Genomic DNA, 15,616 nt, shown 5'->3' with positions numbered 1-15,616 from the left:
GCTCCTCGCCGCGGGCTTGGGCCCGGGCTTGGCCGCCGCGGGCTCGCCGGACGCCTTGAGCGACGGGTCGGCCTCGATCGCGGCGCGCAGCTTGCGCGCCACCGGCGGCTCGACCGTCGACGACGGGCTCTTCACGAACTCGCCGAGCTCCTTGAGCTTCGCGAGGGCGACCTTGCTGTCGACGCCGAGTTCAGCGGCGATCTCATGTACGCGTGGTTTACCAGCCACAATTCTCCTGTCTGGGTCGGTCTGCCCAGACAGGGCAGACCATTAGTCGCGGACGGGTCTCATTTCGAGCCGTTCACTTTGTTTCCATAGCCGTTCAGCCTTTGGTTCTCAGCGGATGCTGTTCGATGGTCTGCGTGTCCAGAGTGGCGGACACACGGAGTGCACGTCCGAAAGCACGGCGCCGCAGGGCGGCATCCATGCATTCCTGTGTCGGATGCACCCACGCGCCTCGTCCCGGCAGGACAGCACGCTCATCGAGGACGAGGGTGTTGTTCTGGCTCACCACCCTGAGCAGGGCGGAGCGGGGAGCACGCGTGCGACAACCGACGCACATTCGTACGGGATCCATCTTACACCTGCGTTCCGTCCGCGTTCGCCCGCCCCGGGGCGTGGCGGGCCGCGGAGTCCGATCAGTCGAGGACGCTGTCCGGCTGGATGTCGATCTTCGCGCCGGTCAGCTTGGCGGCGAGGCGGGCGTTCTGCCCCTCCTTGCCGATCGCGAGGGACAACTGGTAGTCCGGCACGAGCGCCCTGACCGCCTTGGTGGAGGCGTCGAGCACGAACGAGCTCGTGACCTTCGCCGGTGACAGCGCATGGGCGACGAAGGTCGCGAGGTCGGGGTCGTGGTCGACGATGTCGATCTTCTCGCCGGACAGTTCCTCCGTGACGGCGCGTACGCGGCGCCCGAGCTCGCCGATGCACGCGCCCTTCGCGTTGATCGACGGGTCGTTCGCGCGCACGGCGATCTTCGTACGGTGACCGGCCTCCCGCGCGAGCGAGACGATCTCGACCAGTCCGGCTGCGATCTCCGGCACCTCGAGCGCGAACAGCTTGCGGACGAGGCCCGGGTGGGTGCGCGACACGGTGATCTGCGGCCCCTTGAGCCCCTTGGCGACGCTCGTGACGTACACGCGCAGACGCGAGCCGTGCGTGTACTCCTCGCCGGGCACCTGCTCCTCCGGCGGGAGGATCGCCTCGACCGAGCCGAGGTCGACGTGGATCATCCGCGGGTTGGGCCCCTGCTGGATGACGCCGGCGACGATATCGCCCTCACGCCCCTTGAACTCGCCCAGCACGGCGTCGTCGGCGATGTCCCGGAGGCGCTGGCTGATGACCTGCTTGGCGGCGAAGGCGGCGATGCGCCCGAAGTCGTCGGGGGTCGCGTCCTCCTCGCCGATGACCGCGCCCTCCTCGTCGCGGACGACCTGCAGCACGGCGACGTGCCCGGTCGTACGGTCGAGCTCGACGCGGACGCCCTCGGGCGCCGCCCCCTCGGGCGACACGTGCTTGGAGTACGCGGTCAGGATCGCCTGCTCGATGATCGCGACGAGCTCGTCGAACGGGATCGCCTTCTCCTTCTCGATCCCTCGCAGCAGACTCAGTTCGATGTCCATGACGGCCTCCCTATTCAGCTCTCGTCGCGCCTGATCGCACGCGCGACATCCGTACAACGATACCGTGCGTCGGAGACCCCGGCCGCGCGGCAGGGGCGGGGGCGGGTCAGGCGGTCGGGGCGGACGGCAGCGCGTTGATCGCCCCGATGAGGCGGAACAGGTTTCCGACCTGGCGCTGATCCAGGTGCAGCATCAGACGCGGCAGGTCGAGGCGATCGTCGTCGGCCGCCTCGGGAGGCAGCGGTGGCGTCCGCTCGATGCGACCGTCCGACAGCATCGAGCCGAACGCGTCGTTCAGTTCCGCCACCTCGGCCTCGGTCGGTTCCGCGCGCAGCCGCAGCACCAGCGTGTCACCCACCCAGCGCAATGAGTCGTAGTTGCGCCAGAAGCCCGTGATCTCCGCCCTCGCCGCCTCCACGGAATCGGTGATCACGACCCGATCGAAGTCGCCCTCCGAGATCACGCCCATCGGCGCGAGGTGCTCGTCGACGAAGCGACGCATCCCCTCCCAGAACGACCCGCCCTTCTCGTCGAGCAGGACGATGGGCGTCGGCTCCGCCTTCCCCGTCTGCTGGAGCGTGAGGAGTTCGAACATCTCGTCCAGCGTCCCGAACCCGCCGGGAAGGCAGAGGAACCCGCTCGACTCCTTGATCAGCATCAGCTTGCGCGTGAAGAAGTACTTCATCGCGACCACCTGGTCCTGACCTGCGACGACAGCGTTGGCCTTCTCCTCGAAGGGCAGCCGGATCGAGACACCGAGCGACAGCGCGGGGCCCGCCCCCTCCGCCGCGGCCTGCATGATCCCGGGGCCGGCACCCGTGACCACCATCCAGCCATCGCGGGCGAGCGCGGCGGCCACGTCCCGCGCCTGCACGTACAGCGGGTCGTCCTGGCGCGTGCGGGCAGAGCCGAACACCGTCACCTTCGGCACACCGCGGAATGGTGCGAACAGACGGAAGGCGTCGCGCATCTCGGCCAGCGCCGCCGAGGCGATCTTGAGGTCGAGGCGATCCGTGCCGTCCTCCCCCAGCTGCAGCGCGGTCCGGAGCATCCGCATCACCAGGCGCCGATCCGCGTGCACGCCCGCCTCGTCCAGCACGGCGTTGATCTCGGACGTGAGCGCGGGAGGAAGGGACTGTTCGGCCATGTCACCAGCGTGTCATGTTCGCACGCGATCGGGCCCCGCAACGCCGTCCGCGCGGCGGAGCACCACGCGCGGCGTCAGCACGCTCGTCCGCCCCTGTCAACGCCCCTGCGGCGGCGACCTGGCGGGGGCATCCTGGCTCCATGACCGAGATCACCGGACCTGAAGCCCTCGCCCGCGTCTCCGAGCTCGTGGAGGACATCGACATCACGATGCTCACCACCGTCGACGAGGACGGCCACCTCCTGAGCCGCCCGATGTCCACCCGGCAGATGGACGACGCGGGAGACATCTGGTTCTTCACCGCGGAGGACACCGAGAAGGTCGATGAGGCACGCCGCAACCACGACGTGGGGCTCGCGTACTGCGACTCCAAGGGCATGCGCTACGTCTCCGTCGCCGGAACCGCGGAGGTCGTGCACGACCGCGCCAAGATGGAAGAGCTCTACTCGCCGTCACTCGACATCTGGTTCGCCGACGGCCTGGAGACGCCGGGCATCGCCCTCCTGCGGGTCACCCCGCGGGTCACCGAGTTCTGGGAACCCGCCAAGGGGAAGATCGCGATGGCCGCCGGGGCGCTGAAAGCCCTCGTGACCCACGACACCCCGGACGACACCATGGATCACGGCCGCATCACCTGCTGAGCCGCGCGGTCACCGAGGTCAGCGCGACGTGAGCCGCGCGACCGCCTCCTCGATGGACAGCGCGTCACGCTCGCCGCTGCGCCGATCCCACAGCTCGACCTGTCCTTCGGCGGCACCGCGACCCACGATCAGGATGCGCGGCACACCGACGAGCTCGGCGTCGCCGAACTTGACGCCGGGCGAGACCTTCGGACGGTCGTCGTAGAGGACATCGAGTCCCGCGCTCTCCAGCCGCTGCGAGATCACCTCCGCGACGTCGAAGGCCACCTGGTCGCGGCCCGCCGCCACCACCTGGACGTCGAACGGGGAGACGGACGCGGGCCAGATCAGTCCCTTGTCGTCGTTGTTCAGCTCGGCGATGATCGCGAGGATGCGCGTGACACCGATGCCGTACGAGCCCATCGTCACCGTCACGAGCTTGCCGTTCTCGTTCAACACCTTCAGTCCCAGCGCCTCGGCGTACTTGCGACCGAGCTGGAAGACGTGGCCGATCTCCATGCCGCGCGCGAGCTCGACCGGACCGGAGCCGTCGGGCGCGGGGTCACCCGCGCGCACGTTCGCGATCTCGACGATGCCGTCGGCGGCGAAGTCGCGGCCCATCACGACGGAGTGGGCGTGCTTCTGGTCGATGTTCGCCCCGGTGATCCAGCTGGTGCCCTCGCTCACCCGCGGGTCGACGAGGTACCGGATGCCGGTGGCGGACTCCTCCCCCAGCACCGCGCCCGTGGGCGACCACGGACCGATGTAGCCCTTGACGAGCAGCGGGTTGTTCTCGAAGTCGTCCGCGGTCGCGGTCTCGACCTCGGCGGGAGCGAAGGCGACCTCGGCGCGCTTCTCGTCCACCTCGCGGTCGCCGGGGATGCCCACGATGACGAGTTCGCGGGTGCCGTCGAGGTGCGTCAGCGCGAGCACGACGTTCTTGAGCGTGTCCGCCGCCGTGTACTCGCCCTCCAGCTCACGGTTGCAGTGCGAGACGAGCGTCTCGATGGTGGGGGTGTCGGGCGAGTCGAAGATCACCGGAGTCGCGTCGGCGTCGAACGGCACGGGCGCAGGCACCTCGGTCGTGAACGCTTCCACGTTCGCCGCGTAACCACCGGCGCTGCGCACGAACGTGTCCTCGCCGACGGGGGTGGGGTGGAGGAACTCCTCACTGCGCGAGCCGCCCATCGCGCCCGCATCCGCCTGCACGATCACGTACTCGAGTCCCAGGCGCTGGAAGATCCGCTCGTAGGCGTCGCGCTGAGACTGGTAGCTCACGTCCAACCCCTCGTCCGAGGCGTCGAACGAGTAGGCGTCCTTCATCGTGAACTCGCGTCCGCGGAGCAGGCCGGCGCGGGGCCGCGCCTCGTCGCGGTACTTGTCCTGGATCTGGTAGATCGTCAGCGGCAGGTCCTTGTACGACGAGTACAGGTCCTTCACCAGCAGGGTGAAGGCCTCCTCGTGCGTCGGGGCGAGCAGGTAGTCGCCCCCCTTGCGGTCCTGGAGGCGGAACAGCAGATCGCCGTATTCCTCCCAGCGACCCGTCGCCTCGTAAGCCTCCCGCGGCATCAGCGCCGGGAAGTGCACCTCCTGGGCACCCGCGGCGGCCATCTCCTCGCGGATGACCGTCTCGATCTTGGCCTTCACCCGCAGCCCGAGCGGCAGCCACGCGAAGATGCCCGCGGCCTGCGGTCGGATGTACCCGGCGCGGATCAGCAGCTTGTGACTGGCGACCTCTGCACCGGCAGGGTCTTCACGGAGTGTACGGAGGAAGAAGTTCGAGAGACGAGTGACCACGGCTCAAGTGTAGTGAGCCGTGGTCCCCCGTCCCGCCGCGTCAGTTCAGGGCGGGCAGGCCCTGCGGGACGACGCCGCCCGCGTACAGGCTCTCCGCCAGCTCCTGGAGCGCCGTGAGCGCGACCCGCTGCGGCAGCGGACCGTACGAGATGCGGGCGACGCCGAGCTTCTCGTACTCCGAGGCGGCGAGCGCACCGGGGATGCCGATGACGCTCACCTTGCGCTCGCCGATGCCCTCGACGAGCTGCCGCGTCACGTTCGCGTCGAGGATCCCGGGCACGAACACGGCCGTCGCTCCCGCGTCGAGGAAAGCGCGGCCGCGCTGGATCGCATCGGCGACGCTCTCCTGGACGGGACGGTGCCCCGCGCGCACGAACGCGTCGGTGCGGGCGTTGAGCGCGAACGGCACGCCCTCCGCCTCGGCCGCCTTCACGATCGCCTCGACCGCGGCCACCGACTCGTCGAGCGGCTTCAGCCGGTCTTCGACGTTCGCCCCGACGACACCGGCGGCGATCGCGAGCCGCGTGGTCTCCCCCGCGTCGCCGTAGCCGTCGTCGAGGTCGGCGGTGACCGGGACCTGCACGGCGGCGGCGATGCGTCCCACCATGTCGATCATCAGCTCGCGCGGGGTGGAGCCGTCGTCGTAGCCGAAGGTCGCGGCGATGCCGTGTCCGGCGGTCGCGATCGCCTTCGTCTCGGGCAGAGCGGCGACCGCGCGCGCCGACACGACGTCCCACACGTTCACCACGCGGAGGATCTCCGGCGCGTCATAGAGTCCGACAAGGGTCTGAGCCTTCGCAGCAGTGGTCATGTCCCCACGCTAACGCCCGGCACGGACGCGAGGGCCGCAGTGGTGGGGATGATGTCTCGCCCGGTCGCGGGGCGCCGACGGATGCTAAGAGTCGGCATCCCCCCATGCCGACCCTCTGTCCCCTGTGCGTTCAGGCGGTGAGCACCACCTTCAGCGCCTTCGTCTCCGCGGCCCGCGCGAACGTGTCGTACGCCTGTTCGATGGCGTCCAGCGCGAAGCGGTGACTGACGAACACCGCCGGGTCGATCCGACCCTCGGCGACGAGCCGGGTGAGCATGCGCGCCGTGTCGGCGTTCACCAGGCCCGTCGTGATGGTGAGGTTCTGGATCCACAGGCGATCGATCGGGAAGTCGACGGGTGCGCCGTGGACTCCGACGTTGGCGACGTGCCCGCCGGGGCGCACGATGTCCAGCGCCATGCCCCAGGTCGCCGGAACACCCACGGCTTCGATCGCGACGTCGACGCCGAGCCCGTCGGTCAGGGCGAGCACCTGATCGCGCCAGTCCTCGGCGCCGGCGACCACGCCGTGCGTGGCCCCGAAGAGTCTGGACTGCTCGACACGGTTCGCGTCGAGGTCGATCGCGATGATCTTGCTCGGCCCGTAGAGCTGCGCGGTCATGATCGCCGCGAGGCCCACCGGCCCGGTGCCGACGACGGCGACCACGTCGCCCGCCTTCACGCCGCCGTACTGCACCCCGATCTCGTGGCCCGTGGGAAGGATGTCGCTGAGCACGACCGCCGTCTCGGCGGAGACGCCATCCGGAAGCCGGTGCAGCGAGGTCTCGGCGAACGGGATCCGCACCAGCTCCGCCTGCGTGCCGTCGATCAGGTGCCCGAGGATCCAGCCGATCCCCGACGCCCCTTCCTCGGCTCGGCAGTGCGATGCCAGCCCGGCGGTGCAGAAGTCGCACTTCCCGCACGAGGTGATGCACGAGATGATGACGCGGTCCCCCACGGCGAGATCGGTCACGGCTCCTCCGACCTCGGTGATCACCCCGACACCCTCGTGACCGAGGATGCGCCCCTCGGTCACGGCCGGGACATCGCCCTTGAGGATGTGCAGGTCGGTGCCGCAGATGGTCGTGGTCTCGATGCGGACGATCGCGTCGGTCGGCGCCAGGATGGTCGGATCCGGAACCTCCTCCCATCGCTTCTCACCGGCTCCGTGGTAGACGAGTGCTTTCATGGCTGTCCCTTCCGGCGTCACCCTGACGTCTTCGGTGAAATGTTACGCGCCACCACCGACAGAACGCCTCCGGAGACCGGGGCTTCTCGGCCTAGGGTGGGAGCCATGCCTCAGCGCCGGTCCCATGTCGCTCCCTCCGCCGCCCAGACCGAGCTCGCCGCCGCGCTCGCCGACCTCCGCGAAGCGCTCGACGCCCCCACCTCGTTCCCACCCGACGTGCTCGCCGAGGCCGAGCGCGCCAGCGGATCCACACCCGAGCTCGACCTGCGCGACATCCCCTTCGCGACGCTCGACCCGGCGGGCTCGCGCGACCTCGATCAGGCCTTCCACCTGGAGAAGACCTCGTCGGGGTACACCGTGCGCTACGCGATCGCGGATGTCCCCGGTTTCGTCGAGCCCGGCGGGGCGGTCGATGCGGAAGCCCGTCGGCGCGGACAGACCCTGTACGCGGCGGACGGCACGATCCCGCTGCACCCTCCCGTGCTCAGCGAGGACCGCGCCTCCCTCCTCGCCGACGCCGACCGCCCCGCGCTGGTGTGGACCTTCGCGCTGGACGAGACCGGGGAGGTCAGCGACTTCCGGCTCGAACGGGCGCTCATCCGCTCCCGCGCCCAGCTCGACTACGCGACGACGCAGGCCGCCCTCGATCGCGGCGAGGGTGGACCAGCGGCGCTCCTCCCGGAGATCGGCGCCCTTCGGCTCGAGCGGGAGCGGAAGCGTGGCGGGGCCAGCCTCAACCTCCCCGACGAGGAGGTCGTGCGCGCGGAGGACGGCAGCTACGCGATCGTGCGTCGCCGTCCCCTCCCGATCGAGGAGGCGAACGCTCAGCTGTCGATCATGACGGGGATGGCGGCAGCGCAGCTGATGCTGGGTGCGGGCGTCGGCATCCTGCGCACGATGCCGGAGCCCGACGATGCCGCCTTCGAGACGTTCCGCCTGCAGACGATCGCCCTCGGTCGCCCGTGGACCGACGGCACCTATGGCGAGTTCCTGCGCGGTCTGGACAGGGACGACCCCCTGACGCTGCCCGTGCTCGAAGCCGCGTCGTCACTGTTCCGCGGCGCGGGCTATCTGGTGTTCGACGGCACGGCTCCGGACGACGCCGTCCAGGCCGCCATCGCCGCCCCCTACGCGCATGCGACCGCGCCCCTGCGGCGACTCGTCGACCGGTGGTCGCTGGCGATCTGCCTGGCGGTCTCGAGCGGCGCACCCGTACCGGCATGGGTGCGTGACTCGCTCGCCGATCTGCCAGGCCTGATGCAGGAGTCCGGTCAGCGCGCCTCCCGGCTGGCGTCCGGTACCGTCAACGCCGTGGAGGCGGCGCTGCTGACCCCGCTGGTCGGCACCGAGCTCGACGCCACCGTCGTTGAGGATCGCGGCGAGCGCGTGACCATCCAGATCGCCGAGCCCGCGGTCACGGCGAGCGCCCCCGCTCCCGTCGGCGTGAAGCCGGGCGATCGCCTCCGCGTGCGCGTGGCGCGCGCGGACATCGCGAAGGGCGAGGTGGAGTTCGAGGGCGTCGCCGAAGAGTTCAGGCCCCGGGAGTCGCGGTCGTCGTCATGACGAGCAGCTGAGGATCCGACAGGTCCAACGCCACCCGGATCGCGACGAACTCGTCGAGCGAGTGCGCGTGGGTGCCCCCGCACAGGATCACGGCCTCGCCCTCCGGCAGCTCGCAGTGCCAGCGGCGACGGTCCACGATCGTCGGACCCTCGGTCTCGACGCGGCTCGCGGCGGCGGACTCGACCCATGCCTCGAGCTGTGCGTTGATCCGCTGTTCGCGGTCGGCGAGGGTCGACGCGAAGGTCTCGGTGTCGAAGCCCGCGCGGCGCAGGCTCTTGCCCAGGCGGTACTCGTCGACGGCGCCATCCGCGTGGATGCGGCTCGTCTGGTTGGCGCGCCCCTCGAAGTCGGGGGTGCCGAGGGCGTCGGCGCCCGGGTCCTTGCGCCACAGGTCGGCGACCGCGAGGTCGAGGGCGAGGGACGCGAGATGACAGGCGGTGTGCCCGCGGCTCAGGCCAGCGCGACGGTCTGCATCGACGTCCAGCCGCGCGGCGACCCCGGGGACCAGGGCCGCCGGGGCGTCGCCCGTGAGGCGGTGGCCGACCAGCCAGGTCCACCCTTCCGCCCCGCGCTTGACGGGGATGTCGGCACCCACCGCGAACGTGCCGTCGTCGGACACGGCCGCCATGACGGCCTCCACCACGGCCACGGAGGAGCCGTCGACCGTGAGGGTCCCGGCGTCACCCGGCTGGTCGGGCCAGGTGTGGTCGACGGGGTGGAACGGGGTCTCGTCCACCACGACCACCACGCCCTCCGGCGTCCTCTCGACGTGGGTGACGACGCCCTCTCCACTCGTGGAGCCGGTGGCGAAGGTCACGACGGTGGGCGAGGACATGCTTCTCCTGTGCGGTACGGCGGGGATGGCGATCGGGGTGCGGACGACGGTCAGGCCGTAACGACCTGCGCGGTGCCGAGCGGTGCGTCCGGGCCCATCTCGGCGGCGATGCGGTTCGCCTCCTCGATCAGCGTCGCGACGATGTCCTCTTCGGGCACGGTCTTGATGACCTCGCCCTTCACGAAGATCTGCCCCTTGCCGTTGCCGGAGGCGACGCCCAGGTCGGCCTCGCGGGCCTCACCGGGACCGTTCACGACGCAGCCCATGACGGCGACACGCAGCGGCACCGTCATGTCCTTGAGACCCTCGGTCACGTCTTCCGCGAGCGTGTACACGTCGACCTGTGCGCGACCGCACGACGGGCACGACACGATCTCGAGCTTGCGCTCCCGCAGGTTCAGCGACTGCAGGATCTGGTGGCCGACCTTCACCTCTTCGGCGGGCGGCGCCGACAGCGACACGCGGATGGTGTCGCCGATGCCCTCACCGAGCAGGATGCCGAAGGCCGTCGCGCTCTTGATCGTGCCCTGGAACGCCGGCCCGGCCTCGGTCACGCCGAGGTGCAGGGGCCAGTCGCCCCGCTCGGCCAGGAGGCGGTACGCCTTGACCATGACGACCGGGTCGTTGTGCTTGACGGAGATCTTGAAATCGTGGAAGTCGTGCTCCTCGAACAGGGACGCCTCCCAGACCGCGCTCTCGACGAGCGCCTCGGGCGTGGCCTTGCCGTACTTCTCCAGCAGGCGGCGGTCGAGGGACCCGGCGTTCACGCCGATCCGCAGCGAGACACCCGCGTCCTGCGCCGCCTTGGCGATCGCGCCCACCTGGTCGTCGAACTTCCGGATGTTGCCCGGGTTCACCCGCACGGCCGCGCAGCCCGCATCGATCGCCTGGAACACGTACTTCGGCTGGAAGTGGATGTCGGCGATCACCGGGATCTGGCTCTTCTTCGCGATGATGTGCAGCACGTCGGCGTCGTCCTGGGACGGCACGGCGACGCGCACGATCTCGCACCCGGAGGCGGTGAGCTCGGCGATCTGCTGCAGGGTCCCGTTGATGTCGGTCGTCTTGGTGGTCGTCATCGACTGCACGCTGACGGGGGCGTCGCCGCCCACGAGCACCTTGCCGACCTTGATCTGGCGGGACTTGCGGCGCGGGGCGAGGACTTCGGGGATGCGAGGCATCCCAAGGTTCACAGCTGGCACCCCCTCAGCCTACGCCGCCCGGATGCACGCGGGCTGGATGCGCGGCCCGTCATCCGCCCGGGTCGCGGGTGCCGCGTGTGGTAGTTTCGCCCCATGCTCGCGAACCTCACCTGGTGGCCCGCCTCCTAGGCGGTGTTCGCGTTCCCACGAATCCAGACCGCCTCCGGGGCGGTCTTTTCGTTGCGCCGAGCCGGAGCCCTGCACAGGAGACATCGATGACCCTCTCACGACTCGCCGAGCTCAGCGCCGATCCGTCCGCATCCTTCGTGCTCATCGCGCGCGACGGCGCCGACTCCGTCGAGCTGCTCACGGGCGAGGTCGTCGACGTCGACCTGCTCGCCGACATCCCGCTCACCGCGGACGGCGTGCCGCGTGAGGTGTTCGCACTGGTGCCCTACCGCCAGGTGCGCGAGCGCGGCTTCGTCGCGCAGGACGACGGCGCTCCCCTGCGCTGCATCGTGGTGGACGAGCACCTGCACCTGCCGACGCCTGCGGTGCTCGATGCGCTGCCGACCTCGTCGGTCCCCCTGCGCGACGGCGGCTTCGACATCGCCGACGAGGAGTACGCGGCCATCGTCGAGACGGTCATCTCCGACGAGATCGGACGCGGCGAGGGCGCGAACTTCGTGATCCGCCGCGACTACACCGCCAGCATCGACACCGACGACCGCACGGCCGCCCTCACGTGGTTCCGTGCCCTGCTCGCGCATGAGCGCGGGGCGTACTGGACGTTCGCGGTGGTCACCCCGGGGCGGATCGCGGTCGGCGCGAGCCCGGAGGCGCACGTCGTCGCGCGTGAGGGCGTCGTCACCATGAACCCCATCTCCGGCACCTTCCGGCATCCGGCCGGGGGCTCGACCAAGGAGACCCTCGCCGACTTCCTCGCCTCCACCAAGGAGACCGAGGAGCTGTTCATGGTGGTGGACGAGGAGCTCAAGATGATGAGCGCCGTCTGCGCCGACGGCGGGCGCATCACCGGCCCGCACCTCAAGGAGATGTCCCGCCTCACCCACACGGAGTACATGCTCCGCGGACGCAGCGGCATGGATCCGCGCGACATCCTCCGCGAGACGATGTTCGCTCCCACGGTCACGGGCTCACCGATGCAGAACGCGTGCGCGGTGATCCGTCGCCACGAGAAGAAGCCCCGCGGCTACTACTCGGGCGTCGCAGCGCTGTTCACCCCAAACGCCGACGGCGGGCACGACCTCGACGCCCCGATCCTCATCCGGACCGTGTATCTCGCCGACGGCGAGCTCAGCGTCCCCGTCGGCGCGACCCTCGTGCGCCACTCCGACCCGCACGGCGAGGTGTCCGAGACCCACGGCAAGGCGGCGGGCGTGCTCGGCGCCATCGGGGCGATCGACCGCGACCGCGCGGCCGAGGCTCGCAGCGACGCCGATGCCCCCGGTGCACGCCGCTCCCTCGCCGACGACCCGGAGATCGCCGCGCTGCTGTCCTCCCGCAACGCCCGCCTCGCCGAGTTCTGGCTGAACCCGCAGGGCGAAGAGTTCACCGGCCCGTTCACGGGGCGCTCCGCCCTCGTGGTCGATGCCGAGGATCGCTTCACCACGATGCTCGCCCACCAGCTGCGTCACCTCGGCCTGGACGTGACGATCTCCGCCTGGGATGCCGTGACCGACGACGCAGTGGCCGCGGCCGACCTCGTCGTCGCAGGCCCCGGCCCCGGCGACCCCCGCGACACCGGCAGCGCGCGGATCGCCCGGATGCGCGCGGTCGTGGAGCGACGGCTCGACGCCGAGGCCCCCCTGCTCGCCGTGTGCCTGAGCCACCAGATCCTCGCGGACCGTCAGGGCGCAGCGCTGGTCCCGCTGGCCGCCCCGCATCAGGGACTGCAGAAGTCGGTGCCCGTGTTCTGCGAGGACGCCTCGATCGGGTTCTACAACACCTTCACCGCGCGTGTGACACCCGGTGCCACGAGGATCGGGGATGCGGAGGTCTCCGCCGACCCGGGCTCCGGCGACGTGTTCGCACTCCGCGGCCCGCGCTTCGCGTCCGTGCAGGGACACCTGGAGTCGATCCTGTCGCGCGACGGCATCCGCACGCTCGAACGCCTGGTGTCGTACGCCCTCGCGTGACCGGCGCCGGCGCCGGGCCGGTCAGCCGAGCAGCTTGACGGGGTTGAACAGGTCGGCGACGAGGAGCAGCGCGCCCATCCCGATCAGCAGGACGGCCACCACCACCGTCAGCGGCACCAGCCGGGTGGCGTCCACGGGTGCGGGCGGCGGGCGCCGGAAGAGCTTCGCCCATGCCCGCTTGATCCCCTCCCACAGCGCGACCACGATGTGACCGCCGTCGAGCGGCAGCAGCGGGATCAGGTTGAACACGAACAGCGCCACGTTGAGCGACCCCAACAGCCCCAGGAGGACGGCGAACCGGTTGAGGATCGGGGCATCGGTCGCCGCGACCTCGCCGGCCAGGCGCCCGACGCCGACGACGCTCAACGGGCCGTTCGGGTCACGTTCGCCCCCGGTGACCAGGGACACACCCACATCCCACAGCCGCACGGGCAGCGTGACGATGAGCGACGCCACCCTCGCGACGTTCTCGGCGGCCATCTCCGGTCCGGCGCTCAGCGGCTGTTGCACGAAGCCCATCTGCGAGATCATCCCCGCGTACCCGACCTCGCGCACGACCGGGTCGCCCTGATCGTCGAGCACGGGCCGCCCGCTCGCGTCGGTGATGGTGCGCTCCGCCGCGATGGGCGTGAGGCTCAGCGTCTGCTCGGCCCCGTCGCGGCGCACCACCAGCTCGAGCGTCTCGCCGGGCGAGGCCTGGACGATCGTCGTCGCCTGCTCGAAGGTCGACACGGGCTGACCGTCGATCGACACCAGCACGTCACCGGGTCGCACCCCCGCCTCCGCCGCGGGGGACTCCGGGTCGTCCGGGGCGCACTCGGTGGCGGTCGACGACGCGGGCACCACGCACTCGTTCACCGCGGAGATGGTCGTCGTCCCCTGCTGCACGCCGATGCCGCACACGAGCACCGTGAAGATCACCACGGCCAGGACCAGGTTCATCAGCGGACCGCCGAGCATCACGATCACGCGCTTCCACACCGGCAGCTTGTAGAAGACCCGGTCCTCCGCGCCCTCGGCGATCGTCTCGTCGTTGGCCGAGCGGGCGTCCTGGATGAGCGTGCGGAACACCCCGGACGCCGGACGCTCCCCCTTCGACGACGGATACATGCCGGACATCGAGATGAACCCGCCGAGCGGGAGCAGCTTGAAGCCGTACTCGGTCTCGCCGATCCGCTTCGACCACAGCCGCGGGCCGAAGCCGATCATGTACTGGCCGACGCGCACGCCGAAGAGCTTCGCGGGGACGAGATGGCCGACCTCGTGCAGACCGATCGAGAGGCCGAGGCCGATCAGCATGAACAGGATGCCGCCCACATAGAGCAGGATTTCCACCCGCCCACGGTACTGCCCGCAGCTAGGAATCCGCCCCGCCCGCGCCGCTTGGCTAGGCTGGGATGGTGACCACCCGGCAGCTGCGACTCCTGCGCGCCGCCGCCGTGTCCGCCACCGCGACCCTCATCGCCGCGGTGTCCCACACCATCGGAGGCGGCGCGGCACCCCACCCGCTGCTGATCCTCGCGGTCACGGTGCTGTTCCTGGCACCGACCGCCGCCCTCCTCGGGCTCCGTCGGTCGCGCTGGCGCGTCGCGGTCGCCGTGCTCGTGTCTCAAGCCGCGTTCCACCTGGTGTTCCAGCTGCTCGGCTCCCCCACCGCGGACGTCGACGGCGCGATCGGCCCGCACGTCCATCACTTCGACCTGGCAGCGTTGAGCGGCACCGTCTCCGTCGCACCCATCGACGCGACGATGCTCCTCGCGCACGCCGACGCCGCCGTGCTGACAACTCTGCTGGTGTGGCACGCCGAACGCCTCCTGCGGGCCGTCGCCGGCTGGTTCCGCGCTCTCGTGCGTCGCGCGTCGCCGACGGGCTTCTCCGGCCATCGCCGCCCGACCCCGCTGCGTCCGCTGCGCTTCGCTCCCCTCGACCGTGCCGTGGCCGCCGCCGTCTCCCGGCGCGGTCCCCCGGTGTGCGCACGCGGCTGACCCGCCGCCCGAGAATCACGGCCGAACCCTCGGCCACCCTTTGCGCGCCCTCCGGCGCGCCCGCACACCTTTCTGGAGAATCATGTCCCGTACCATCACGTCCCCCCGTCGTCCGCGCTCCCGCCGGGCCCTCGTCGCCACGACCGGCGCGCTCGGCGGGGTCGCCCTCGCCCTCGCGGTTCCGCTCATGGCGGGAGCCCACGTGTCCGTCAGCCCGGATGAGCTCGCCGCCGGCGACCACGGCGTGCTCACGTTCTCGTTCGCCCACGGCTGCGGCACCTCGCCGACCACGGCACTGCGCATCACCATGCCGGACGGCCTCACCTCCGTCGCCCCGACCCTGGACGGCGACTGGACCATCCAGGTGGAGCGCGGTGACGACGGCCTCGTGAGCGCCGTCACGTACACCGCGCTCACGCCGGTGCCGACCGACCTCCGCGGCGCGGTCAGCATGTCGGTCGGGCTCGACGAGAAGACGCCCGAGACGCTCGCCTTCCCGGTGGTGCAGCAGTGCGTCGACGGTGCGACCGAATGGACGCAGCTCGCCGAGGAGGGTGAGGACCCGCACGCGCTCGATGCCCCCGCTCCCGTCGTCACGGTCACGGATGCGGAGGCGTCGATGCATGGCGCCCACGGCGACGGGGAGGCGGACACCGCGGACGCCGACGCGGCCGACGCGGCCGCCACGGCCGCCGACCCGCTCGGCATCGCCCTCGGCACGGGCGGGCTCCTCGCCGGGGCGGCAGATC

Annotated in this window: 15 protein-coding genes; 5 read left to right on the top strand and 10 right to left on the bottom strand. The window is 70.8% G+C overall.

Annotation, left to right across the window (positions count from 1 at the left end):
• The 4 genes from DW309_RS10240 to DW309_RS10225 form a co-directional block, all read right to left on the bottom strand.
• A partial coding sequence (locus DW309_RS10240) for a translation initiation factor IF-2 N-terminal domain-containing protein (protein WP_136045311.1) occupies positions 1-228 on the bottom strand: 228 nt, incomplete at its 3' end.
• Positions 229-322: 94 nt separating this feature from the next.
• The gene (locus DW309_RS10235; protein WP_240744613.1) at positions 323-562 is read right to left on the bottom strand and encodes a YlxR family protein; all 240 of its coding nucleotides are present in this window, start codon (positions 560-562) and stop codon (positions 323-325) included.
• Positions 563-638: 76 nt separating this feature from the next.
• On the bottom strand, positions 639-1,622 hold the full coding sequence (gene nusA, locus DW309_RS10230) for a transcription termination factor NusA (RefSeq protein ID WP_136032885.1): 984 nt from the start codon (positions 1,620-1,622) through the stop codon (positions 639-641).
• A gap of 106 nt (positions 1,623-1,728) precedes the next feature.
• Positions 1,729-2,769, bottom strand: a complete 1,041-nt coding sequence (locus tag DW309_RS10225) for an LOG family protein (protein ID WP_136045310.1) — start codon at positions 2,767-2,769, stop codon at positions 1,729-1,731.
• Positions 2,770-2,909: 140 nt separating this feature from the next.
• Here DW309_RS10225 and DW309_RS10220 point away from each other — a divergent pair, with 140 nt between their 5' ends.
• Positions 2,910-3,410 carry a pyridoxamine 5'-phosphate oxidase family protein gene (locus tag DW309_RS10220; protein WP_136045309.1) on the top strand — a complete coding sequence of 167 codons (501 nt, stop codon included), beginning with the start codon at positions 2,910-2,912 and terminating at the stop codon, positions 3,408-3,410.
• 18 nt (positions 3,411-3,428) lie between these two features.
• Here the strand turns inward: DW309_RS10220 and DW309_RS10215 are convergent, their stop codons facing one another.
• The 3 genes from DW309_RS10215 to DW309_RS10205 all read right to left on the bottom strand — a co-directional run bounded on the left by DW309_RS10215 (position 3,429) and on the right by DW309_RS10205 (position 7,183).
• Positions 3,429-5,186 carry a proline--tRNA ligase gene (locus DW309_RS10215; protein WP_136045308.1) on the bottom strand — a complete coding sequence of 586 codons (1,758 nt, stop codon included), beginning with the start codon at positions 5,184-5,186 and terminating at the stop codon, positions 3,429-3,431.
• A 40-nt stretch (positions 5,187-5,226) separates the two neighbouring features.
• A complete protein-coding gene (locus tag DW309_RS10210) occupies positions 5,227-5,997 on the bottom strand; it encodes an isocitrate lyase/PEP mutase family protein (RefSeq protein WP_136032878.1) in 771 nt (256 codons plus the stop codon).
• 130 nt (positions 5,998-6,127) lie between these two features.
• Positions 6,128-7,183, bottom strand: a complete 1,056-nt coding sequence (locus tag DW309_RS10205; RefSeq protein ID WP_136045307.1) for a zinc-dependent alcohol dehydrogenase family protein — start codon at positions 7,181-7,183, stop codon at positions 6,128-6,130.
• A gap of 105 nt (positions 7,184-7,288) precedes the next feature.
• Between DW309_RS10205 and DW309_RS10200 the strand changes: the two genes are divergently transcribed.
• Positions 7,289-8,746: an RNB domain-containing ribonuclease gene (locus tag DW309_RS10200; protein WP_136045306.1), complete on the top strand. Its 1,458-nt coding sequence runs from the start codon at positions 7,289-7,291 to the stop codon at positions 8,744-8,746.
• On the opposite strand, the gene DW309_RS10195 is transcribed toward DW309_RS10200, so the two are convergent.
• Both DW309_RS10195 and ispG read right to left on the bottom strand, forming a co-directional pair.
• Positions 8,715-9,581 (bottom strand): alanyl-tRNA editing protein, encoded by an 867-nt coding sequence (locus DW309_RS10195; RefSeq protein ID WP_136045305.1) that lies wholly within the window; start codon positions 9,579-9,581, stop codon positions 8,715-8,717. The two genes, DW309_RS10200 and DW309_RS10195, sit on opposite strands and share 32 nt — an antisense overlap.
• 50 nt (positions 9,582-9,631) lie before the next feature.
• Positions 9,632-10,783, bottom strand: coding sequence for a flavodoxin-dependent (E)-4-hydroxy-3-methylbut-2-enyl-diphosphate synthase (ispG, locus tag DW309_RS10190; protein ID WP_205812722.1), 1,152 nt, complete (start codon positions 10,781-10,783; stop codon positions 9,632-9,634).
• A 215-nt stretch (positions 10,784-10,998) separates the two neighbouring features.
• On the opposite strand from ispG, the gene DW309_RS10185 reads away from it, so the two are divergent.
• The gene (locus tag DW309_RS10185; protein WP_136045304.1) at positions 10,999-12,882 is read left to right on the top strand and encodes a chorismate-binding protein; all 1,884 of its coding nucleotides are present in this window, start codon (positions 10,999-11,001) and stop codon (positions 12,880-12,882) included.
• Between the two features lie 21 nt (positions 12,883-12,903).
• Here DW309_RS10185 and DW309_RS10180 read toward each other — a convergent pair whose 3' ends face one another.
• Positions 12,904-14,217 (bottom strand): M50 family metallopeptidase, encoded by a 1,314-nt coding sequence (locus tag DW309_RS10180; protein WP_136035342.1) that lies wholly within the window; start codon positions 14,215-14,217, stop codon positions 12,904-12,906.
• Between the two features lie 65 nt (positions 14,218-14,282).
• Here DW309_RS10180 and DW309_RS10175 point away from each other — a divergent pair, with 65 nt between their 5' ends.
• Both DW309_RS10175 and DW309_RS10170 read left to right on the top strand, forming a co-directional pair.
• Positions 14,283-14,867 carry a hypothetical protein gene (locus tag DW309_RS10175; RefSeq protein WP_136045303.1) on the top strand — a complete coding sequence of 195 codons (585 nt, stop codon included), beginning with the start codon at positions 14,283-14,285 and terminating at the stop codon, positions 14,865-14,867.
• Between the two features lie 82 nt (positions 14,868-14,949).
• Positions 14,950-15,616: YcnI family copper-binding membrane protein (locus tag DW309_RS10170; protein WP_136045302.1), on the top strand; the 667-nt coding region annotated here is incomplete at its 3' end.

This window comes from Microbacterium sp. K41 (assembly GCF_004794395.1).
Taxonomy (GTDB): Bacteria; Actinomycetota; Actinomycetes; order Actinomycetales; family Microbacteriaceae; genus Microbacterium; species Microbacterium sufflavum.
The sequence above is the reverse complement of the archived record's forward strand: the minus strand, read 5'-3'. Positions and strand labels throughout refer to the sequence as shown.

Bases quoted from the DNA above. Each gene is read 5' to 3' on its own strand.
- DW309_RS10235 (WP_240744613.1), bottom strand. From the start codon at position 562: ATGTGCGTCGGTTGTCGCACGCGTGCTCCCCGCTCCGCCCTGCTCAGG.
- nusA (WP_136032885.1), bottom strand. From the start codon at position 1,622: ATGGACATCGAACTGAGTCTGCTGCGAGGGATCGAGAAGGAGAAGGCG.
- DW309_RS10225 (WP_136045310.1), bottom strand. From the start codon at position 2,769: ATGGCCGAACAGTCCCTTCCTCCCGCGCTCACGTCCGAGATCAACGCC.
- DW309_RS10220 (WP_136045309.1), top strand. From the start codon at position 2,910: ATGACCGAGATCACCGGACCTGAAGCCCTCGCCCGCGTCTCCGAGCTC.
- DW309_RS10210 (WP_136032878.1), bottom strand. From the start codon at position 5,997: ATGACCACTGCTGCGAAGGCTCAGACCCTTGTCGGACTCTATGACGCG.
- DW309_RS10205 (WP_136045307.1), bottom strand. From the start codon at position 7,183: ATGAAAGCACTCGTCTACCACGGAGCCGGTGAGAAGCGATGGGAGGAG.
- DW309_RS10200 (WP_136045306.1), top strand. From the start codon at position 7,289: ATGCCTCAGCGCCGGTCCCATGTCGCTCCCTCCGCCGCCCAGACCGAG.
- DW309_RS10195 (WP_136045305.1), bottom strand. From the start codon at position 9,581: ATGTCCTCGCCCACCGTCGTGACCTTCGCCACCGGCTCCACGAGTGGA.
- DW309_RS10185 (WP_136045304.1), top strand. From the start codon at position 10,999: ATGACCCTCTCACGACTCGCCGAGCTCAGCGCCGATCCGTCCGCATCC.